Origin of the sequence: Pantoea sp. PNA 03-3 (genome assembly GCF_003201175.1) — a bacterium.
In the GTDB taxonomy this organism is placed as follows: Bacteria; Pseudomonadota; Gammaproteobacteria; order Enterobacterales; family Enterobacteriaceae; genus Pantoea; species Pantoea stewartii.
On sequence record NZ_QICO01000001.1, the window covers coordinates 1,302,427 to 1,324,104 of the forward strand.

The window sequence follows — 21,678 nt, forward strand, 5'->3', positions numbered from 1 at the left end:
GCAGATGCGTAAGGACTGGCTTGGCGTTGTATTGGCTTCAATGGTGTTGGCTGCATGTTCTACCCAGGAACCGCAACAGCAGAGTGCTCCACCCCAGCCCGCCTACAATGGCCCGGTGGTGGAAATTCCTGGCGTTGAGCCGCGTTATGAGCCGGTCAATCCGTCGACCAGTCAGGACTACAGCGTCAATGGCAAGACTTATCACATCATCAAAAATCCGGCTAACTACAGTGAAGTCGGATTAGCAGCCTGGTATGGCGACGAAGCCCAGGGCAGCCGTACCGCCATCGGCGAGGCTTTTGATCCGGATGCCCTGACCGCCGCGCATCCGACACTGCCGCTGCCAAGTTATGTGCGCGTCACGAATCTGGCCAACGGACGTCAGATTGTCGTGCGCGTTAACGATCGTGGCCCTTACACGCCAGGACGCATTATCGATCTGTCGCGTGCGGCCGGCGATCGTCTGAACATCTCCAATAACACCCGCGTCCGTGTGGATTACATTAGCGTCGCGCCAGATGGCACGCTCTCGGGTCCGGGTACTATCGGCACTGTTGTGGCAAAACAGAGTTACGCCCTGCCCGCGCGCCCCGATCTGAACGGCCCCGTCATGAGTTCGCCCTCCGTCATGAACGGCGGCGGTCAGACGCAAACGGCACCGGCAATGGAAACGGCACCTGCCGCACAGGACGTGTCGCCCATCAGTAATGCGACTCTGAAAACGGACAATGCCATGGGCGCGCCCGTTCAGAGCAGTGGTTTTCTGGGGGCCCCTCAGCCCTTACCGAGCGGTGTTCTGGAAGGCAGTGAGCCAGAGGCGGCCCCCGCCACTGCCGCACCGGTGGTTGCCAGCGCCGCCGCGCCTCACGCCGCTTCATCCAGCCAGAGCAGCAGCGCTTCGCTGTCCGGCTATGTCGTCCAGGTCAGCGCTATCAATGATGCAGCACGTGCGCGCCAGCTGCTCAGCAGTCTGCGCCAGCGCTTCGGCGTACCCGGCGCAGTGGAAAACGCGGGGAACAACGTTTATCGCGTACAGCTCGGCGGTTACAAAACCCGTACCGAAGCTGTGGCGCTACAGCAGCGCCTGAGCCGTGAGGGTCAGAGCGCGGCTTTTGTGACCACCGCAGGTCGTTAAACAACAGCTTTACTCATGACTGGTAACGTCTGTTAACAACCCAGTTATCAAGCCGGATGCCTGTTAATCAGGCATTTGTTATGATGAATGACTTTTTTTAACCCTAAACCCATGGATGTTGTCGTCCCACACATGAACACGCTGAAACCTTCTCGTTTGTTAAAACGCCTGACAGTGGGATCACTGATCGCTTTCTCTCTCAGCCATGCCGCCATTGCTGATGATGTCAATCTTAAGACCATGATTCCGGGCGTTCCGGATATTGATGCGGAAGCCTACGTTCTTATCGACTACAACTCAGGCAAAGTGCTGGCTGAAAAGAACGCCGATGCACGCCGCGATCCTGCCAGTCTGACAAAGATGATGACCAGCTACGTGATCGGTCAGGCAGTGAAAGCCGGGAAAATTCATCAGGACGACATGGTGACTGTTGGTCAGGATGCCTGGGCAACGGGCAATCCGGTCTTTAAAGGATCATCACTGATGTTCCTGAAACCCGGCGATCGCGTACCGGTTTCTCAGTTAACGCGCGGTATCGTCCTGCAGTCTGGTAATGATGCCTGCGTCGCGATGGCGGACTATGTTGCCGGCAGCCAGGATGCTTTCGTAGGGCTGATGAACAACTACGTGAAAGCGCTGGGTCTGCAGAACACGCACTTCCAGACCGTCCATGGCCTGGACGCCGAAGGCCAATACAGCTCCGCCCGTGATATGGCGTTGATTGGTCAGGCGCTTATCCGTGATGTGCCGGAAGAGTATGCGGTTTACAAAGAAAAAGAGTTTACCTTCAACAACATTCGCCAGATGAACCGTAATGGTCTGCTGTGGGATACCAGTCTGTCGGTCGACGGGATCAAAACCGGCCACACCGCAGCGGCGGGCTATAACCTGGTTGCCTCTGCGACAGAAGGTCAGATGCGCCTGATTTCCGCCGTAATGGGTGGACATACCTTTAAGGGCCGTGAAACCGAAAGCAAAAAGCTGCTGACCTGGGGCTTCCGCTTCTTTGAAACGGTTGCACCGTTGAAAGCCGGCAAAGAGTTTGCCTCTGAGCCCGTGTGGTTTGGTAACAGCGATCGCGTACAGCTGGGCGTGGAAAAAGATGCGTATCTGACCATTCCTCGTGGCCGTATGAAAGACCTGAAAGCCAGCTATGTGCTGAGCAATACTGAACTGCATGCGCCGTTGAAGAAAAATCAGGTTGTGGGCAGCATCAACTTCCAGTTAGATGGCAAAACCATCGATCAACGCCCTCTGGTGGTGCTGAACGAAGTCTCTGAAGGCGGCTTCTTTAGCCGTATCGTTGACTACATCAAACTGATGTTCCATCACTGGTTTGGTTAAAGGTGCATGGCGGCGGTTGAAAAACCGCCACCTCGCCCCCATTACAGGTTAATATGATGCTCCCGCTTCGGCGGGAGCCTGTTTTTTAAGTACCGGAGTGATTATGAAAACCAAACTGAATGAACTGCTCGAATTCCCGACCCCGTTTACCTATAAAGTGATGGGGCTGGCACAACCGGAGCTGGTTGATTTGGTGCTTGAAGTGGTGCAGCGCCATGCTCCCGGCGATTACAGCCCTGAAGTGAAACCGAGCAGCAAGGGTAACTATCACTCGGTCAACGTCACCATTAATGCGACACATATCGAACAGGTTGAAACCCTGTATGAAGAACTGGGCAAAATTGAAATCGTGCGCATGGTGTTGTAACACTGTCAGTCATACTGCCAACGGGCCATGTCGGTGCTACCGGCTGGCCCGTTTTTGTTTGCTGACCGCGCCGGTGCGGCGGAAAACGTCTCAGCCTTCCTTTTACGCTCATCATTTCACTTCCGCGCGGCCGGCGTTATACTCAGCCTCTGCCCTCTTAACGGATATTCGTTTTGTCAGCTGAAACGCTCCTTATTCGCCAGCCTGGTTTATGTGACTGGCAGTTAACCTCAGACGCGATGCATCGCTACACCGACCAGCGCGACGCCGAAAGCCGTGATGAAGTCTGGCTGGTTGAACACCCGCCGGTCTTTACCCAGGGCCAGGCAGGCAAAGCCGAGCACCTGTTGATGCCCGGCTCGATTCCGGTGGTACAGAGCGATCGCGGCGGCCAGGTGACCTATCACGGTCCGGGCCAGCAGATCATGTATGTGCTGATCGATGTTAAACGTCGCAAAACCGGCGTGCGTCAGCTTGTCACCGCGTTAGAAGAAACGGTGATCGCCGTACTGGACAGCTTTGGTGTGGCGGCTCGGGCGCGCGCCGATGCACCCGGCGTTTATGTCGGAGAAGAAAAAATCTGCTCGCTGGGCCTGCGCATTCGCAAAGGGTGCTCGTTTCATGGGCTGGCTCTCAATGTCGATATGGATCTCAGCCCCTTTTTGCGTATCAACCCCTGCGGTTACGCGGGCATGCACATGACGCAGTTAAAACATTTTTGCCCGGAGGTCACGCTGGCGGATGTCCGCCCACGGCTTGCCGAGACCTTCGCCCGCCAGTTAGGTTATCAGCAGGTGGAATGGCATGAGACGGAACCGGCCTTACCTTGACGGTGCGTGCGTATTTACAAATATGTAACTTATCACGCACGTCTGTGGCTGCTTAATGGCCGCTGAGATGATATAATTTTTGCACTTTTTTCAAATAAAGTTGAAAGCCGCCTTCTCGGGTTGAGTGAGACAGCTTTCAAATCGCAATCCGACCGGAACCTGCTGATTTATGAGTAAACCAATTCAGATGGAACGCGGCGTCAAATACCGTGACGCAGACAAAATGGCGCTGATCCCGGTGAAAACCGTGGCCGTTGACCGGCAAGAAATCTTACGCAAGCCGGAGTGGATGAAAATCAAACTGCCTGCGGACTCCAGTCGTATTCAGGGCATTAAAGCGGCGATGCGTAAAAACGGTCTGCACTCTGTTTGTGAAGAAGCCTCCTGCCCTAACCTTGCCGAATGCTTTAACCACGGTACCGCCACCTTTATGATTCTGGGTGCAATTTGTACCCGCCGTTGCCCGTTCTGCGATGTGGCACACGGTCGCCCCAACGCGCCCGACGCGAATGAACCCGGTAAGCTGGCACAGACCATTGCCGACATGGCATTGCGCTATGTGGTAATCACCTCCGTGGACCGCGACGATCTGCGCGACGGCGGTGCTCAGCATTTTGCGGACTGTATTACCGCCATCCGCGAAAAAAGCCCTAATATCAAGATCGAAACGCTGGTACCCGACTTCCGTGGTCGCATGGATCGTGCGCTCGAGATTCTGACCGCCACCCCACCAGATGTGTTTAACCACAACCTTGAGAACGTGCCGCGTGTATACCGTCAGGTGCGTCCGGGTGCCAACTATGAATGGTCGCTGAAGCTGCTGGAGCGTTTTAAAGAGGCGCATCCTGATGTACCGACGAAATCCGGTTTAATGGTTGGTCTGGGTGAAACCAATGCTGAAATCATTGAGGTCATGCGCGATCTGCGTCGTCACGGTGTGACAATGCTTACTCTGGGACAGTACTTACAGCCCAGCCGTCACCATTTACCTGTTCAGCGTTATGTCAGCCCGGCGGAGTTCGATGAAATGAAAGAAGAAGCGCTGGCGATGGGCTTTACCCACGCGGCCTGTGGACCCTTTGTGCGTTCTTCTTATCATGCGGATATGCAGGCAAAAGGGCTGGAAGTGAAATAAGCATTTGCCGTTGTGTCAGGTGCAGAAAAAACAAAAACCAGATTGTCCGCAATCTGGTTTTTTTCTGCAGTCAGAAATAAAAAGTAACACTTCTGTCATTTTGACGCGGTCTTACTCTTTATGAGAAACGCGTTCTGCAGGGGTTTCTTCCGCTGAGGTACGTGCTGCACTGGAATCTTCGTCTTTCATAGCCTTTTTAAAGCCTTTGATTGCGGAGCCCAGATCGCCACCCAGAGAACGTAACTTGTTGGTGCCAAAAAGCAGTACGATAAGCGCACCGATAATCAGCAGCTTGGCAATACTGATACCTTCCATATTTAACCTTATAATCTGACGAATAACGGTAATGACTATTTAGGCGCAGTTTAGGGGCAACCTCAAGCGGAATCTGTAACAGAGTAAGAAAACGTCCGACGCATTTTATGCGCTACGCTTTGCCCGTTCCCCCCGCGCCTCGGGGATCAACGCGCCGGATCCAGCTCTGGCCGGGCAAAGCGACGGTTCTCCAGCACCGGCAGCATAGCCCTCGCCGCCGCAATGCGCTGTGGGTCCAGATCGGCAACGATCAAAGCAGGCGACTCCGCGGCGCGACTTATGGGTACGCCCAGCGGATCGATCACCATACTGTTGCCAATATTACGTGCGCCGCACTCGCCCACCGCCAATACATAACAGGTATTTTCCAGCGCTCGCGTTCGGGTGAGTAAATCCCAGTGCATCTCTTTTAGCGGTCCTCTGACCCACGCTGATGGCACGACCAGCACGTCAGCACCATCCAGCACCAGACGTCGTGCCATTTCCGGAAACCGCACGTCATAGCAGGTCATCAGCCCAACGTTCATGCCCGCCACGGGCACCAACGGCGGCACGTCCTGACCGGCCTCAACCCGCGCCGATTCCTGCATTGAAAAGGCGTCGTACAGATGCAGCTTGCGGTATTCCGCCAGAATCTTGCCGTCGCGAATGGCCACCAGAACGTTAAAGACTTTATGGCTGTCGCCCGGCACATGCATCCCGAACACGGTCGTCAGCGCCTGCCCCTGGCTGGCGGTCAGTAACTGGGTCAGAAACGGGCCGTTCAGCGGTTGGGCCGCTTCCCGTATCCAGTCAGGGTTGGTCATATCTGTGGCCAGCACGGCCTCCGGTAGCACCAGCAGATCGGCGCTGGCTTCCCGGGCTTGTGCCATCATGTTTATACAGGCTTGCGCATTCTCCTGCCATTCCCGTTTAACGACAAACTGACCCAGCGCGACTTTCATTCGTCATCCTCCCTGCCGACAGCAGCCCTGCTGTGGCGCTTATAATGGCTGTAAGGCTTTCACATGGTAGCGTGGTGATTCAACATACCCTTCGCGGCCATAAAACTGGTTGGCTTTAAGGCGTGACGCATGACAATGTACTTCCATGCGATCACAGCCATGGTGCGCCGCCAGCGCTTCAGCCTGCTTAAGCAGCGTCTGTCCCACCCCTTTGCTGCGCTCACCATCGGCAATACAAAAATAGCTAATACGGGCAAAATCACCGGCCAGGGCCAGTTGTGGGATGAAGTGCATAGAGAGAAAACCCAGCACCTGATTACCGTGTTCGGCCACCAGCAGCGTTTCACTGGGATCGGTTATCAACTGGGCAAGGCGCTGTTCAATAAACGACTCTGTGCCGCCATAACCTAATTCACTTAACAGCGCGCTCAACACGAAACTGTCCCTGGCCTGGGCGGGGCGAATATTCATCCTGTCACCTCTTCCTCTGCGATGTAGAAAGGTAGTTATAACCCGATCAGCCCGAAAATGCTGCCTCGGGAGGTTGTTATAATTATGTTACAGGAGCTATCTGTGACTGGTAGCGCAATTTATGCGCTGAAATACCGTCCTGACGGCGGATAAGCGGCTGGCTGGATTAAGAAAGGTAGCAGGAAAGCAGCCGTTCGTGAGGTTAAAGTGAGCAGCACCGCAAGTAGGGTTCTCGCCGCCGCAAAAATCAGATTAACGCAGGCATAAAAAAACCCGCCAGAAGGCGGGTTTTTAGAATTCTGACTGTTAACTTACAGACTGATAACGTTAGCAGCAGATGGGCCTTTTGCGCCGTCAGTGATTTCAAACTCTACACGCTGACCTTCAGCCAGAGTTTTGAAGCCATTGCTCTGGATCGCAGAGAAGTGTACGAATACATCTTTGCTGCCATCTTCAGGAGTAATGAAACCGAATCCTTTAGATTCATTAAACCACTTAACGTTACCTTTAATCTTAGACATCTATATTACCTTTACATGAAAAATGGACACTAAACTGTGTCGTCATCTAGTACAGCAATTGCTGAAGGTTTTGTCCAGCCTGATTTGATGAAAAAGTGATAAATATCCATTTTATTTACCCTTCGGTGACTTATTCACTGGCGCGGACAGTTAAAACTGCCAGCGCACCCAGGCAAAATACACGTTCCCGTTGTTATAAGTCCCTGGAATATAAGTCATTTGAAAGTTCACCGGGCCGTAACCTACTGATGCCAGAGGTAATATAGCCGGGATGGGATAATATCCCCAGTTATCCCTTGCCGTTACCCCAACCGTATAGCCCAGTCCATAATGAAATGCCTGATTAGTGAGCGGGCGCCAGGTCGCTTCCCAGCCATAGCCTGTAAAGGGTTCCCAATGATTAAAGGAGTCTTTGAACGCCATCGCATAAAGGCCATGCCAGTTCCCTTTCTCGTCGTAACGGGAAACGCCACCGCCCGCTCCCCAGGGACGTTCGTTGTAGCGATCAATATGCTCTCTGTCATAGGTCCAACGGTTGTGCCAGGTGATGGCAGGCACATAAAGATCGATGCTCTGCGGTTGTTCCCAGGTTTGCTGAACATTATCGCTAAAGGTGTTCCAGCCGGATTTGATTTGCTGGGTAAATGTGGCGGCCTGGAGGGAAAAAGAGACAAACAGGGCCAAAAAGGGGCCTGAAAAAAGAGATTTATTCACGTCAATGCTACCTGTATCGTTTCGATTAAATTCAGTATTCCACACTGAAACTCAGTAACGGAAAAACGCCTCGATCCCGGATACGTGTCCCTCTCCGGGTATTTTCAGCATGTAATTATCATTCATGTTACGGAAAAGTGGGGAAATTTTAACGTAAAAAATCTGAACACATCCCAAACGGCAAGGGCAAATAGCCGCTTACCTGCCCTTCAGCTAGCGAAACAGCAACTTACAGGCAACCGGGCTTACTGAGAAGCCCGCTAAAATATGGTGTGTCCCTGTCCTACTCCTCTATGAAACCGGGCGTTGATCCTGCTTGTGCGGGCGTACAAGGGCCTTGATGAGAAGAACAGCGATTGCGGCCACAACATACCTGGGGATGGCACAGCCGGTCGGGATGACGCAGAGATGCAGGCTGAAATACGAAGGGGAAAGAAACAACACACAGGAAAATTTTAGGCATCGGGCACCCGTCTGGATGCCCGTAAAAACACGATCAGAAGATGAGCTTAAACACGCCTGTCAGCGTCAGCAGTCCGACGATAAAAATGATGGCGATGATCCACAAAATTATTTTCATTTCATATCCCTTACCTAATAAAACAATCCCCTGACAGTATAGGCGAGATTTTGCCGTTTGCTTTTTGCCAGCCGTGATCGCATCCCGGAAGGCAATAATCGGTTTTAGCGGTTTCTTTCTGTGAGAAGTATCGCATCGCGTGGCTTTAGTGCGGCCTGCCGTTTCGTTTTGCAGATTATTCCTGGCTAAAATTTATGCCGACAGGAAAGCCCGAGAATGTTGACAGTCCAAATGCAGAGCAGGGAGAGACCTTATGAGCAGTATTAATACCAGTATGGGCCGCTACAGCCTTAAGGCAAAGTACAGCGGCGACAAAATCAAAGGTTTTTTCGCCATCAATGATGAAGGCGGCACGCAACTGACCCGACAAGAGTTTGCGGAGCATTACCTTGATGATGTGGTCAACAATGTGATTTATCCGGTTACGGGCGGTAACCGTGAGATTGCCCGCGCACTGCGAGAAGAAATGGTGAAAGCGGGTTTTGAAGATGCAGATTAACCTTTTGGGCCGCCCGTTCTGTGCGGCCCTTTTGTTTTCTACGCTCTGATTTCTATACCACGTAAGAGAGCAACAAACAGCCCACCAGCCCACACACCGAAATAATGGTTTCCAGCGCAGACCAGGAGCGAAGCGTCTCGCCTATCGTCAGGTTAAAATACTCTTTAAATAACCAGAACCCCGGATCGTTAACGTGTGAAAAAATCACACTGCCCGAGCCCACCGCAATGACCATCAGTTCAGGGCTGGCACCGCTGGTCGCAATCAGTGGTGCCACAATGCCGCCTGCCGTAATGGCCGCAACGGTAGCGGATCCGAGTGCAATACGTAACACAGCAGCGATTGACCATGCCATGAAGAGAGGCGACAGACTGGTTGCATGCATCATACCGGCGATGTATTTATCCACGCCGCTGTCCACCAGGACCTGTTTAAAGGCACCGCCGCCGCCAATGATGAGCAGCATCATGGCGATAATCTTGATGGAGTCGCTCAGGGTATCCATGACCTGTTCCATACTGCGACCACGATTCAGACCGAAGGTGAAGATAGCAATCAGCACAGCAATCAGTGTCGCCATGATGGGATCGCCAAAGAACTCAGCATAAGGGAGCAAGGCATGCCCTTTAGGCAGAACCATTTCGGCCACCGCGCGCAGCGCCATCAGTATTACAGGCACAAGCGATGTCCAGACGCTGACCCCAAAGCCCGGCATTTCCGCTTCCGTGAATGTTTTGGGGTTGTACAGGCCTTCCGGAATCGGTTTATCAATGCCTTTCAGGAAACGGGCATAAACCGGCCCCGCAAGAATCACCGTTGGAATGCCCAGTAAGGTGCCAAACAGCAGCGTTTTCCCCATATCTGCGTTGAACAGCGTCGCAATGGCGGTCGGGCCCGGATGGGGAGGCAGAAAACCGTGGGTTACGGACAGTGCCGCGGCCATCGGCACGCCCACAAACAGCAGCGGGACACGTGCTGATGCGGCGACGCTAAACACCAGCGGCAGCATTAAGACAAAACCGACTTCATAAAACAACGCAAACCCCACGATGAAGCCGGTCAGCACGAGCGCCCACTGAATATGCCGCGTGCCAAACTTCGCAATCAACGTGGTGGCAATACGCTGCGCGCCGCCGCAGTCGGCCAGCAGTTTACCGAGCATCGCGCCAAAACCCATAATCAGCGCCAGACCGCCCAGCGTGCCGCCCACGCCATTTTTAATTGAAATAATCACTTTGTTGACCGGCATGCCCTGCATCACGCCCACCGCCAGCGCAACCAGAATCAACGCGATAAAACCATTAAGTTTAAAGCGAATCATCAGCAGTAACAGTAATGCCACGCCAATCGCCACATAGAGTAATGGCATAATTTTTCTCCACCTGATGCCCTGAATGATGTCAGTGCCGCTTGGTTATCGTGGTCCCGGAGGACGCTTAAAATCAGGGAAATGTCGTGACATTCATGTTTTGACACACCCTGTTACCGATAACATGTTAAGGGTAACATCCCGACTCGCGCATCACCCCGCCAGGGATGAATTTACGTTTTGCGAAGGTGATCAACTTTTTAACCGACCGCTATCAGAAAGTTTCTTAAGGCCTGACGTTGGGTTTTCGTTACACTCAAAGCTTAGCGAAGAGACAAAAGGATGCGCGGGTGAGTGACAATCTGAGTGAGCTGTACAGCAATCAACATACCCTTTTTGGCCGGGGAAGCCTCAGCAAGCTGATTCCTCTGCTGGCTGCCCAACCCCAGGCCACTCTGCTCTTTTGCGGCCGGTCATTTTTGCAGGGGGAAGCTTATGCACGTATCAAAACCACCCTGAACGATCATATTGTGGGTTATGAAATTGTCAGCCATGAGGCTTCCCCGGCGGATATTGATGGCTGGGTCACCCGCTGGCGAGGGCATGTTGATCGGGTCGTCGCGATAGGCGGCGGAAGCGTACTGGATGCGGCTAAAGCCTTTAGCGCCATGATTCAGCATCCACTCTCCACGGCCCGTTATCTGGAAAAAGTCGGCGATACGGCGGTCAACCCGGTTACCCTTCCCCTCATCGCCGTTCCGACCACGGCGGGCACCGGCAGCGAAGTTACCCAAAACGCGGTGGTGACCGACCAGCAGGATATCCAGATCAAAGCGTCGCTGCGTCATCCGGTATTTGTGCCGCAGGTCGCCATCCTGGATCCCGACTTACTCAAAGGCGCCCCCGATACTGTGCTGGCGACCTGCGGGATCGATGCCTTCACACATCTGTTTGAAGCCTACCTGTCTGGCAAGGGCAACCACTTTACCCGTCAGATGGCCTTGAGCGGGCTGCGTCAGTTTATCCAGGCCTGGCCGGCCTTGAACCAGTTGGATGAAACAGGCGATCGGGCGCGTGAGGCGATGATGATGGCTTCCTGGCTGGGCGGTGTCAGCCTGAGCACTGCCGGTCTGGGCGTGATTCACGGTATTGCGGGCGAGCTGGGGGCGATAAAGCCTTTCCATCATGGCGAAGTCTGCGGCAGGCTGTTATTCACGTTTCTGGACCATCTGGCCGTGAGCCAGCATCCTGAACAACGTCAGTTGATGGCCGACATGCATCAGCAGCTGTTTGGCACGCACACGGACTCTCCGGCACGTGACCTGAAAGCCTGGCTGCAACGTACCGCGATTACCGCATTCTGGCTGGATGGCCCGACGCTGAGCGAAGCGGACGTGGCCTGGATTCTGGCCCGCGCGAACAGTAAAAACAGTCTGATCAGCTACAGTAAAGATGAGATGCACGACATGCTTGTTCGTGCCTGGACCGTCACCGCGTAGCCCACGGGCGGGCGTTTTGCCCGCCCGCATCAGGCCACTACCTCTGCTGCGCTGCCGCTGTATTGAACGGCGCTTCCCCTGCCAGCATCTGTTCAATCACCTGCAGGACACCTTCCTCATTGTTTCCGGGAGCCAAAAAACGCGCCGTTTGCTTTACTCGTTGCGGCGCATTGCGCATGGCGAAGCTGTACCCGGACTGCTGGAGCATTTCCAGATCGTTACCGCCATCACCAAAGGCCAGCACCTGATCGTGGGAAATGTCCCAGCGCTGTGCCAGCAGGTTCAGGCCATTGGCTTTATGCTGACCGGGCACGATTAAGTCTACCGAGCCGTGACCGCTGGATGTGGCTGCTGCCGATCCTGCGTGCAGGCGACCAATATCCGCCATTAAAGGCTCGACGTAATCGTCTGACAGATTCAGCGCAAATTTCAGTATCCGATCGTCAGCCACCTCATCAAGCGTACGTATTGGCTTAAGCCGGTGACAGTAGTGACGCATCTTCACCAGCCACGTTTCATCCATTCCCTCAAAATAATAGGCGCTGTTTCGTCCACAAAGCAGATAACGCAGGTCGGGATAGTGTCCGTTTTTCAACGTATCGAGCACGGCATCAATGTCGCTGCGTGAGAACGCGCCACAGAACAGCTCTTCATCCCTGTCGATAATCAGTGCGCCATTTTCAGCGACGAACGCGATCTCGCTGGCGATCTCAGGAAAAAACGACCGCAGTTGGTGGTATTGATTGCCACTGGCGACCACAAACCTGATGTTTCGCTGGCTGAGCTGGTGGTAACAGGCAAGAAAACGGGCGCGGTTGTACTGCTTTTTGTCATCCAGAAAGGTGCCGTCCATATCAACGGCAACCATTTTTACCGTGGTCATCAGAACTCCTTAGCAGGGAAACGTTCAGGATTCACTGTCAGAATAGCCTGATAATGCAGCGCATGTGGCATAAAAAAGGGATGGCATCTGCCATCCCTGTATGGTGATCAATGAAACGCGTTGTTGAGGATGAGTGAGGTGATAATGCCGGTGGCCGCTGCAATCAGCACATAGTTACCATCGATATCCGCCCAGTGCTGCCCTTCCGGTGGCTCTCTCAACCCGCGCTCACGCCAGTCATCGATCCGGTATCTGTCGCCGCAATATTCCCGTGGAACGGGTCGGCCGCGCCGGAATTCATGCCCTTCCCACGCAAACCGATCGTGGTCGTAGTCACGACGCGCATCAGGCGGTGGCGGTCCACCCGGTCCCGGCGGTCCTTCGCGTCGCAGGCCCGGCGGGCCGAAACCATCAGGACCGTGTCCCGGATGATGCCATGGGCCACCAGGACCACCGGGGCCATCCGCCAGTCCCGGCAGGCTGTACAGGGTGCTGTATGCTAAAAGGACACTCACTAAAACTGATTTTATTTTTTTCATGGTACTGCCTCCAGTGTAACGGCGACGACGCGCCGTTATGACTACTATCGGCATGAGGCGTCACAATAAGTATCGCCAAAACTCTTAAAAGTCAGCAGATGAAAGCGCCGTGTCTCAGGACGCGCTGAACGACGCCGCAGGTAGAAGAACAACAGGGTGACAGCAGAGACTCACGCGTAATCAGGCGAGCAGGGTCAGCCCGACCATGATGTTAAACGGCACGAAAGCGCGTCAGCCAGAGGCGCGCGGTCATCGGCAACGTAACGGAATCCTTTCCGATAAGCGGATCAGCCTCAACCGCCGCGCGTGATGCAGGCTGACTCAACACATAATTCAGCCTGCACGCGGCGGTCAACAGGTTCGCGCCTCAGGGAAAGGTATCAGGGATAACTCAGCATGACGGGCGCATCCGGTAATTTAGTAAACTGGCGGATAATGTTGTGGTAATCCGCGGTAGGATCCAGGTCACTAAACTGCTTTGGATAAAGATCTTTTGCCAGAATTTCCATACCAATAATGTTGTAGGGATGGTTATAAAAGTGGTGATAAATCCCGTAGGTCTTTCCCTGTTTCACCGGCTCAATCTGCGCCAGCCCTGTGCGTTTTAGTAATGTGGTAAAAGTGGTGGCGACATCCTGTTTATTCGCCCCGTAGCCCAGCGGCAACACGTTGCTGTTGGACCGTTTCGAGCCGGTCATAATGTAAACGTCCGGCTTCATGGCGATGATCTTCTCCAGCGACACAAAACCGGCATTACCGGGCAGCAGTGACGAGCCAATATTTTTGCCGCCGACCGCCTCAACCAGCCCGCCCCAGCCGCTGTGAGCGTGGGTAAAACAGCAGCTGTCGCTGTTACCGGCGATCGGTTCAATAAAGACGGTAGGCTTGTTTTTGACCTGATCGATTTTCGTTTGCAGCGCATGCCAGCGCTGTTGATAAAAATCTGTATAGGCTTTCGCCTCCGCTTCACGGTTCAGCACGCTGCCCAGCAACGTTATCCCTGGCACCGTGTTTTGCTTAGGATGCAGTTCGTCATCGACAAACACGACCGGGATATTCAGGCTTTTCAGCGTGGTCAGTACCCCAGATTGCATCAGCGCCGGTTTGGCACGCAGTTGCGCAATCATCAGATCCGGCTTCTGCGCCAGCACGCTTTCAAGGTTTACCTGTCCCTGATCGTTGAATCCCATATCCACAATACTGGCAGCCTGCGGCCAGGTTTTCTCCAGCAGCGCCCACGTTTGCGTGTCCTGCTTTTTGGGCAGATTGTTCCAGGCCACGACGCGTTTGAACGGATTATCACGATCCAGCAACGCCAGCGCCATAATGTCGCGCCCGTCCTGCAAAATGATGTGCCGGGGCTCTTTCTGCAGCGTGATACGCTGGCCATCCATGTCGGTGACGGTGACAGGATACGTCGTTGCCGAACAGACGGTTGAGGCCAACAATGTTGCTGCAAAAATACCGAATTTCATGTTTAGTAACCCTGTTAAGGAATAAGAATTATTCTCGTTAACTTTAACATGCAAATTCGTAAAAAATTTAAAACTTTTTTTAACGAATACGTCTGAAGCCGTGAACAGAGGATCGCTGTCCGGCAGAAACACAGGGCGGCGTTGCCAGCCGCGCGTCAGTCACGCCTGCAAAAGCGAATAGAAAATAGCGGAAATGGCAATCAGCCCACTGGCCACCACAAAGACATTACTGAGCTTGCCGCTGTATTGACGCATGGCAGGAATACGATGAATAGCGTACATCGGCATTAAAAACAGAATGACCGCAATCACCGGGCCGCCCAGGGTTTCAATCATGCTCAGAATATTAGGATCGAGCGTCGCCACCAGCCAGGTCGTCAGCAGCATAAAGCCTGCCGTCAGGCGATTCAGCCGCTGAGGCGCAATCGTCTTGCCCCGGCTACGCAGCGCTTTGTTAACGATGCCGTTAAACCCTTCGCGTGCCCCTAAGTAGTGCCCGAGAAAGGATTTAGCGATTGCGACCATGGCGATTACCGGCCCCGTCCAGGCGATCAGCGGCGCATTAAAATGGTTCGCCAGATAGGACAATATCGTAATGTTCTGAGCTTTCGCTGACCGCAGGTCATCAGGGGACAGGCTCAGCACACAGCTGAACACAAAGAACATGACGGTCAGCACCATTAACAGGTGCGCGCAGGCCAGAATCCGTGAGCATTTTTGCTCAGCCTGGGCGCCGTATTCCTGACGTTTGGCCACCGCAAATGATGAGATAATCGGCGAGTGATTAAAAGAAAAGACCATCACCGGCAGGGCCAGCCACAAGGTGCTCCACAGGTTGCCGCCGCCGCTGTGCAACGTTTGCAGTGCAGCGCCGTGCCAGTGAGGAATCAGGCAGACGGCCATCAACATCAGCACCGCGACGAAGGGATAAACCAGCACGCTCATCGCCTTGACAATCATGGTCTGGCCGAAGCGCACCACCGTCATCATGCCTACAATTAACAGCAGCGCCAGTAAGGCGCGCGGGGGCGCAGTCAACCCAAGTTGATTGACCATCAGGCTTTCGACCGTATTCGTCATCGCCACGCTGTACATCAGCAAAATGGGGTAGATAGCAAAGAAATAGAGCAGCGTGATCAACCTGCCTGCGCCAGCCCCAAAATGCTCCTCCACCACATCCGTGATGTCGCCCGCCGGATGACTGCCTGACAGCACGAAACGCGTTAAGGCGCGATGGGCAAAAAATGTCAGCGGAAAAGCCAGCAGCGCCATAATTATCAGCGGCAACAGACCGCCCATCCCCGCATTGATGGGCAGAAACAGGACGCCTGCGCCGATTGCGGTGCCGTAAAGCCCCAGCATCCAGACGGTATCCGTTTTACGCCAGCCCGTTTCTTCTGTAATGCGGGCAGATTCCAGGGGGCGGGTGTGCGAGGTTTTCATTAGCTTTTCCAGAGTATGCATCAGCCGCAAAGGCGGCCAGTTGCGGGTAAAAGTGTGGCCGTTCTCAGAGGGAACAGGTAAACGCGGGCGACAGGAATGCCTCAGGCTGCCGCTGCGTAATCGATTGCGCGTGCGTTTTTTTACACTATCTGACGACCTGAGTTCAAGTAATGCGTCATATCGTGCAGATTCCGGGCGGGTTATGCGCATCATCCCCTACAGGAAAGGCTTTACAGGCCGTGGTTGTTTCCTGGTTTCACCCCACCGCTCTGCTTACCCGTTTTTCCCTCACTACACTTCAAGCACCCTTACAAATTTTGGCGACGACTGTTGTCGGGCTGGTATCGCCGACCGCGCCGTTGCTGTCCTTCAACGGTTTACAGGAGTCAACTACATGAAAGCCTTAACCTGGCATGGTCCGCATAAAGTCAGCGTTGATAATGTTGCCGATCCCGGTCTGGAAGCGGCCGATGATATTATTCTTCGCGTTACCGCCACGGCTATTTGTGGCTCAGATCTGCACCTGTACCGGGGAAAAATCCCGGGTACGGATCATGGCGACATTTTTGGCCACGAGTTCATGGGCGAAGTGGTGGAAGCAGGTCGCGCAGTGACCGCCGTGGCAAAAGGTGATCGGGTGGTGATTCCGTTTGTGATTGCCTGCGGCGACTGCTTTTTTTGTCATCTGCATCAGTACGCCGCGTGCGAAAACACCAACAGCGGAAGAGGCGCGATCTTAAACCGCAAAAAAATTACGCCACCTGCGGCCCTGTTTGGCTACAGCAAACTGTACGGCGGTATCCCCGGCGGTCAGGCGGAATATGTCCGAGTTCCCAAAGCGAATACCGGTCCGTTTAAAGTGCCTGCAACGCTCCCGGACGAGAAAGTGCTGTTTCTGTCTGATATCCTGCCGACCGCCTGGCAGGCGGTCAAAAACGCTGAAATCAAGTCGGGTTCAAGCGTCGCGATCTTTGGTGCTGGCCCCGTTGGCTTACTCAGCGCCGCCTGCGCCCGCCTGGAGGGCGCAGAACAGATCTATATGATCGATCATAATGACTACCGGCTGGACTTTGCCAGGGAACGTTATGGTGTGATCCCGATTAATTTCGATAAAACTGACGATCCCGCCGCCTGGATCATTGAGCACAGTGCGGGCCATCGCGGCGTGGATGCGGTCATTGACGCCGTTGGTTTTGAAGCCAAGGGCAGCCTGACAGAAACGGTATTAACTAACCTGAAACTGGAAGGCAGCAGCGGGAAAGCGTTACGTCAGTGTATTGCGGCCGTTCGCCGGGGCGGGATTGTCAGCGTGCCCGGTGTGTACGCCGGCTTTATTCACGGCTTCCTGTTCGGCGATGCGTTTGACAAGGGCCTGACCTTCAAAATGGGCCAGACGCATGTTCATGCTTATCTGCCCGACCTGCTCAGCCTCATCGAAAAAGGGCATTTAACCCCGGAAGAGATTGTGACGCACCATATGCCGCTGGAGGATGCGGCACGGGGCTATGCCATCTTTGAAAAACGGGAAGAAGCGTGCCGAAAAGTAATTCTGGTGCCGGGCATGACGCCAACCCAGGCGACGCTGTAGCAAACACGGGCGGGGTTTCCCGCCCGTTACAGGTTAACGGTGCTTCGCCTGGGCGTAGGCCGCATCTAAATCCAGCCGCTGCCAGAATGCCTGATCCGCGCCCGGCCCACCCAGTGGGTAACCGGCGGGTAACGCGCTTTTCACCATCAGCGCACGGCGCTGCTTCGCCGACAGTTGAGGCAAGGCGGTTTCAAGCAACACCTCTGCGCCGTCGGGAACCGTTAACCTGGCCTTATTGCCTGCCACCTTCGGCAGGTTATAGCTCATGGTGAAACGGTAAAACGGCTTCATGCTGCCAGTGCCATAGGGATCATCCTGTCCCGCAGGTTTTGCGCACACCGCTAATGTGGTACCACACTCTTTTTCCAGCGCACTACGCAGTTGCTGGCGAGCCTCTGCGAATAACGTCCGGTAAGCAGCATCATTCAGATAATGTGCGACGTTATATTGGGCCACCATGCGCGATCCCATCACGTCCAGCGGATAATGTACGCCCAGAACCAGCCGCGAATACCCGTAACGCGCGCCCCGTTGCAGCAACGCATCAAAACGTTCCGGGATCATCTCAGCCAGCAATAACGCATCGGTGTAGCCGGTATTGGTATGTCCGCTGGGAAAAGAACCCCCATCGGCCGTATAAGGCTGGTTATCTTTGATCACCGTGTCATCCGGCACCAGATGAATCGTATTGCCTTTGTGCAGGAAAGGACGTGGATAGTCGAAGTGTTTTTTTGCCGCGCTGGTGCTGACTTCACTGGCTTTTATCAGCGCGGCAGCTTTACTCAGCTCGCCTTTTTCATAGGCCGCAAGAAAAGCTTTACCTAAGCGCGGTCCCAGGGCATCGGCAAGGAAATACAGATAGCTAATCCCTTCGGCGTCCGCCAGCGCCTGACGGCGTTCGCCCTGCGTGGCATTAAGATTAATTGATGTCACTGTGGCCCGGTTAGCGTTCATCACGTTATCCGGCAGCGTACTGAATCCCGATAACAGCGCAATGCCCGCCTGTTGCAGGGGTTGGGTCTGGAAATTGTAGCCACTGGCTTTCAGCCAGCGATAGTCGGCGAGTTTGTCACTTTGTTTCGCCTGTTTTAGCTGGTCACGGCTGAGCGTAGGTGCACCGTTCTGGATGGCCGTGCGCTCTGCCGCCAGCGCCTGCAGTTCAAGCGCATTGAATACCGGACTGGATGAGCCCTGAGACGTTTTGTTCGCCAGCGCACTGGCTTCAGACAACGGGATTGCCTGCGCCTGTTGCGTCATGAACAGCGCCGCCGCAATCAGGGTAATGTGCATTTTCATTATTATTCCTTTTTTCTCTGACCTTGCCGGTTGTCACGCTAGCATTGCTGTATGACAGTTTTATTTCGCAAGCCTGGGCCGCGCGTCAGCCGTCAGTGGCAGGCTTATCTCAGAAATCTGTCGCGCTGCGCCAGCAAAACCGCCCGAACCCGCTACGCTAAGGTAGGCATCGTTCGCGGCCGCGGCCGGGGGCGCGACATGGCCTGTCTCTCGTCGGTTGTCTGCGACTGAAGAATGCGCTGGCGAACGCAGCGTGAGGAGAAAATAAAAACAGAATTGATCGTTGATTCCCGATGCCACATTCATACACTTTCGGGTGGCCAATGCCCGCATCGGCATACGTGCTTATCAAGGGATGTTTACATGAGGTTATCCTATGCGCTTTAAAGGACTTACTATCGGGTTTTTCCTGCTGATACTGGCCATCGCGACGGTGGCTTTTTTCGAGGTATTAGCGCCTTACTTCTCGCCGATTCTCTGGGCTGCCGTGCTGGCCGTGATCTTCCATCCGCTGAAAACGTATTTGCGAGGCAAGCTGGGCGATCGTAACGGGCTTGCCGCCCTGCTGACGCTGTTGTGCATCTGTCTGATCGTCTTTACGCCTTTAGCGATTATTGCGTCATCGCTGGTGGTCGAAGTAAATACGGTTTACCACAAGCTGCAAACCAACTCGGCCCAGTTCCCGGTCGTTTTCGCCGATCTGCTGCAACATCTGCCAGGCTGGGCCAAACATTACCTTGCAGAAAACAACCTGGACAATGCTACGCAGATTCAGCAAAAGCTGTCGGCCTTTGCCCTCAAAGGCGGCCAGTACCTGGCCGGTAGCGCCTTTATCATCGGTAAGGGGACATTCAGCTTCACCGTCGGCTTCGGCATCATGCTCTATCTGCTGTTCTTCCTGTTGAAAGATGGATCGTACCTGGTCCATCTGATTCTGGAAGCGCTGCCGCTGTCTACCTATGTAAAACACCATCTGTTTAAGAAGTTTGCCGCCGTGTCGCGCGCGACGGTAAAAGGCACGGTCGTGGTCGGTGTGGTACAGGGGATTTTAGGTGGGCTCGCCTTCTGGATTACCGATATTGATGGCAGCCTGCTCTGGGGGGCCTTGATGGGTTTCCTGTCGCTTATTCCTGCCGTCGGCTCCGCTATTATCTGGGTGCCCGCTGCGATTTTCTTCTTCGCAACCGGGGCGTTGTGGAAGGGGCTGTTTCTTGTGGGCTTCTTTGTAGTCATCGTCGGGCTGGTGGATAACATCCTGCGCCCACTGCTGGTCGGCAAAGACACCAAAATGCCTGATTACCTGATCCTGATCGCCACCCTGGGCGGAATGGAAATCTACGGCATCAACGGTTTCGTCATCGGCCCGGTGATTGCTGCCCTGTTCATTGCCTGCTGGAATTTACTGTCCGGACGCGATAACCGCGAAAACATCGAGGAAATCGATGAAGAGTTTATCGAAGAGGGGAAAAAACAGTCTGATACGGCGCAGCAGGATGCCGCAGAAGCAGAGGCGGCAAAGGCCGAAGCCTTACAGGCTAAGACCGTTCCGGCCGACCCCGAACAGAAATAGAGAATAAAAAAACCCACCAGCGGTGGGTTTTTTCTACACAAAAGCGGCTTAGTTGGTCGCTTTGTTTTTCAGGTCTTCGGCACCCTGCTTGGTTTTATCCCAGCCTTTCTCGGTGCCTTCTTTGGTTTTGTGCCAGCCTTTCTGCGCACCTTCAGAGATTTTGCTTGAGGTGGCGTTGCTCTTACCTTCCGCCGCATGCTCAGACTTCAGCTTCAGCTCCTGGCCTTTGTGCTGCGTCTGATGCAGTTTTTCTTTAGCGGTATCTGCGCCTTTATGCGCTTCAGCGACAGTTTCATCCGTTGTGGTAGCAGCGAAAACTGGCGAGGCCAGTAAAACAGCAGACAGTGCAATAATTGCTTTCTTCATCGTAATTCCCTCTTGTGTGAAATTTGTCGTCTTGCGTAATTATCCTGGCACAGGAGACCAAAGAACGATTTAAGAATAGACCTGAAATGAAATATAGCGAACCTGACTGGTTAAAAGGACACCAGAGGTATAATCGTTGCCTATAACAAATCGAGTTGCTGAGGCGACGGGTCCGGTGCCGCAGGTTTGCGCACGCGACGTGGAGGAGGGGGTTGCTGCATAGCCTGGTGAATCCAGTCCATGATCACGGCTACCACATAAGCCTGCTGATTATCAGTCAGCGTCTGATGTTGCGCAATACCGTGCCACTTTGCCAGGCATCCGCGACAGCAGGTCGCCGTCGCATGCTGAGCAATAAAGACCGGATGACCGCGCATCGGCGTTTGCTTGCCGTCATTCACCGGATGGGCGGCGGACAGACGCTGGTGGATAAACCCGGCGGCGTGCTGTTGCACCCCAGCCTGCCCTTTCGCAAGACAGTAATCGTATTCTTTACGACCCAGACGAAAACGCTGGCGAAAAGGCGAGCGCGACAGGCGCGCAAACAGGTCCTCAAACATTGTTTTTTCTGTCTCAACGATCACGACAACTTTCTTCCTGCCAGATAACGTACTCCCTGCGCGCCAAACGTCTCGCGGTGCGGTTGCCCGGCCTGCAAATGAAAAATGTCGCCTACCTGGTAGGTACGGACACCGTCTTCGGTAAACAGGGTGATATCCCCTTCAAGAATCAGCGCCATCGCCTCAAAAGGATGATCGTGCTGGTCCAGTTCACTGTGGGCTTCACGTTCAACAATGACCGGTTCTGCAAAGCCTTTCTCAGCCAGCAGCGTTCTGAATTGATGTTCTGTCATCG

General features: G+C 54.1%; 23 protein-coding genes. 9 read left to right on the forward strand and 14 right to left on the reverse strand.

Going from position 1 to position 21,678, the window contains the following annotated elements; genetic code table 11:
- Positions 1 to 4 precede the first annotated feature (4 nt).
- From rlpA to lipA, 5 genes are all read left to right on the forward strand, one after another.
- Positions 5 to 1,135 (forward strand): endolytic peptidoglycan transglycosylase RlpA, encoded by a 1,131-nt coding sequence (gene rlpA, locus C7433_RS06100; RefSeq protein WP_110267782.1) that lies wholly within the window; start codon positions 5 to 7, stop codon positions 1,133 to 1,135.
- A gap of 132 nt (positions 1,136 to 1,267) precedes the next feature.
- A complete protein-coding gene (gene dacA, locus C7433_RS06105; protein ID WP_006118405.1) occupies positions 1,268 to 2,479 on the forward strand; it encodes a D-alanyl-D-alanine carboxypeptidase DacA in 1,212 nt (403 codons plus the stop codon).
- A 103-nt stretch (positions 2,480 to 2,582) separates the two neighbouring features.
- On the forward strand, positions 2,583 to 2,846 hold the full coding sequence (gene ybeD / locus C7433_RS06110) for a DUF493 family protein YbeD (RefSeq protein WP_006118404.1): 264 nt from the start codon (positions 2,583 to 2,585) through the stop codon (positions 2,844 to 2,846).
- A gap of 173 nt (positions 2,847 to 3,019) precedes the next feature.
- Positions 3,020 to 3,676 (forward strand): lipoyl(octanoyl) transferase LipB, encoded by a 657-nt coding sequence (gene lipB, locus C7433_RS06115; RefSeq protein WP_039342901.1) that lies wholly within the window; start codon positions 3,020 to 3,022, stop codon positions 3,674 to 3,676.
- A 169-nt stretch (positions 3,677 to 3,845) separates the two neighbouring features.
- A complete protein-coding gene (lipA, locus tag C7433_RS06120; RefSeq protein ID WP_006118402.1) occupies positions 3,846 to 4,811 on the forward strand; it encodes a lipoyl synthase in 966 nt (321 codons plus the stop codon).
- Between the two features lie 111 nt (positions 4,812 to 4,922).
- Here lipA and tatE read toward each other — a convergent pair whose 3' ends face one another.
- From tatE to pagP, 5 genes are all read right to left on the reverse strand, one after another.
- Complete coding sequence (gene tatE / locus C7433_RS06125; RefSeq protein WP_006118401.1) at positions 4,923 to 5,126, reverse strand: twin-arginine translocase subunit TatE; 204 nt, start codon at positions 5,124 to 5,126, stop codon at positions 4,923 to 4,925.
- 146 nt (positions 5,127 to 5,272) lie between these two features.
- A complete protein-coding gene (locus tag C7433_RS06130; protein ID WP_110267783.1) occupies positions 5,273 to 6,070 on the reverse strand; it encodes a deaminated glutathione amidase in 798 nt (265 codons plus the stop codon).
- 39 nt (positions 6,071 to 6,109) lie between these two features.
- On the reverse strand, positions 6,110 to 6,541 hold the full coding sequence (locus tag C7433_RS06135; protein WP_110267784.1) for a GNAT family N-acetyltransferase: 432 nt from the start codon (positions 6,539 to 6,541) through the stop codon (positions 6,110 to 6,112).
- Between the two features lie 311 nt (positions 6,542 to 6,852).
- The gene (gene cspE, locus C7433_RS06140) at positions 6,853 to 7,062 is read right to left on the reverse strand and encodes a transcription antiterminator/RNA stability regulator CspE (protein WP_006118399.1); all 210 of its coding nucleotides are present in this window, start codon (positions 7,060 to 7,062) and stop codon (positions 6,853 to 6,855) included.
- A 150-nt stretch (positions 7,063 to 7,212) separates the two neighbouring features.
- Positions 7,213 to 7,746: a lipid IV(A) palmitoyltransferase PagP gene (gene pagP, locus C7433_RS06145; protein WP_110267826.1), complete on the reverse strand. Its 534-nt coding sequence runs from the start codon at positions 7,744 to 7,746 to the stop codon at positions 7,213 to 7,215.
- A gap of 863 nt (positions 7,747 to 8,609) precedes the next feature.
- Between pagP and C7433_RS06150 the strand changes: the two genes are divergently transcribed.
- Positions 8,610 to 8,855 (forward strand): hypothetical protein, encoded by a 246-nt coding sequence (locus tag C7433_RS06150; protein WP_006118397.1) that lies wholly within the window; start codon positions 8,610 to 8,612, stop codon positions 8,853 to 8,855.
- 52 nt (positions 8,856 to 8,907) lie between these two features.
- Here the strand turns inward: C7433_RS06150 and gntT are convergent, their stop codons facing one another.
- Positions 8,908 to 10,224: a gluconate transporter gene (gene gntT, locus C7433_RS06155; RefSeq protein ID WP_110267785.1), complete on the reverse strand. Its 1,317-nt coding sequence runs from the start codon at positions 10,222 to 10,224 to the stop codon at positions 8,908 to 8,910.
- A gap of 290 nt (positions 10,225 to 10,514) precedes the next feature.
- Between gntT and C7433_RS06160 the strand changes: the two genes are divergently transcribed.
- Complete coding sequence (locus C7433_RS06160; protein ID WP_039342907.1) at positions 10,515 to 11,663, forward strand: iron-containing alcohol dehydrogenase; 1,149 nt, start codon at positions 10,515 to 10,517, stop codon at positions 11,661 to 11,663.
- Positions 11,664 to 11,700: 37 nt separating this feature from the next.
- On the opposite strand, the gene C7433_RS06165 is transcribed toward C7433_RS06160, so the two are convergent.
- From C7433_RS06165 to C7433_RS06180, 4 genes are all read right to left on the reverse strand, one after another.
- The gene (locus C7433_RS06165) at positions 11,701 to 12,546 is read right to left on the reverse strand and encodes a Cof-type HAD-IIB family hydrolase (RefSeq protein ID WP_039342908.1); all 846 of its coding nucleotides are present in this window, start codon (positions 12,544 to 12,546) and stop codon (positions 11,701 to 11,703) included.
- Positions 12,547 to 12,653: 107 nt separating this feature from the next.
- A complete protein-coding gene (locus tag C7433_RS06170; RefSeq protein WP_054688003.1) occupies positions 12,654 to 13,085 on the reverse strand; it encodes an RcnB family protein in 432 nt (143 codons plus the stop codon).
- Positions 13,086 to 13,465: 380 nt separating this feature from the next.
- Positions 13,466 to 14,560, reverse strand: a complete 1,095-nt coding sequence (locus tag C7433_RS06175) for an ABC transporter substrate-binding protein (protein ID WP_039342958.1) — start codon at positions 14,558 to 14,560, stop codon at positions 13,466 to 13,468.
- Between the two features lie 159 nt (positions 14,561 to 14,719).
- Positions 14,720 to 16,003, reverse strand: coding sequence for an HAAAP family serine/threonine permease (locus C7433_RS06180; RefSeq protein ID WP_039342909.1), 1,284 nt, complete (start codon positions 16,001 to 16,003; stop codon positions 14,720 to 14,722).
- Positions 16,004 to 16,397: 394 nt separating this feature from the next.
- Between C7433_RS06180 and C7433_RS06185 the strand changes: the two genes are divergently transcribed.
- Positions 16,398 to 17,591, forward strand: a complete 1,194-nt coding sequence (locus tag C7433_RS06185) for a zinc-dependent alcohol dehydrogenase (protein ID WP_039342910.1) — start codon at positions 16,398 to 16,400, stop codon at positions 17,589 to 17,591.
- A gap of 33 nt (positions 17,592 to 17,624) precedes the next feature.
- Here C7433_RS06185 and C7433_RS06190 read toward each other — a convergent pair whose 3' ends face one another.
- Positions 17,625 to 18,887, reverse strand: a complete 1,263-nt coding sequence (locus C7433_RS06190) for a phosphatase PAP2 family protein (protein ID WP_039342912.1) — start codon at positions 18,885 to 18,887, stop codon at positions 17,625 to 17,627.
- 376 nt (positions 18,888 to 19,263) lie between these two features.
- Here C7433_RS06190 and C7433_RS06195 point away from each other — a divergent pair, with 376 nt between their 5' ends.
- Positions 19,264 to 20,457 (forward strand): AI-2E family transporter, encoded by a 1,194-nt coding sequence (locus C7433_RS06195; RefSeq protein ID WP_033737441.1) that lies wholly within the window; start codon positions 19,264 to 19,266, stop codon positions 20,455 to 20,457.
- Between the two features lie 48 nt (positions 20,458 to 20,505).
- Here C7433_RS06195 and C7433_RS06200 read toward each other — a convergent pair whose 3' ends face one another.
- The 3 genes from C7433_RS06200 to C7433_RS06210 form a co-directional block, all read right to left on the reverse strand.
- Entirely contained in the window at positions 20,506 to 20,823 is a 318-nt protein-coding gene (locus C7433_RS06200; protein ID WP_033737439.1) for a hypothetical protein, read from the reverse strand.
- Between the two features lie 140 nt (positions 20,824 to 20,963).
- Positions 20,964 to 21,383: a DUF4186 domain-containing protein gene (locus tag C7433_RS06205; RefSeq protein WP_039342914.1), complete on the reverse strand. Its 420-nt coding sequence runs from the start codon at positions 21,381 to 21,383 to the stop codon at positions 20,964 to 20,966.
- A 20-nt stretch (positions 21,384 to 21,403) separates the two neighbouring features.
- Positions 21,404 to 21,676: a cupin domain-containing protein gene (locus C7433_RS06210; protein WP_033737438.1), complete on the reverse strand. Its 273-nt coding sequence runs from the start codon at positions 21,674 to 21,676 to the stop codon at positions 21,404 to 21,406.
- Positions 21,677 to 21,678 lie beyond the last annotated feature (2 nt).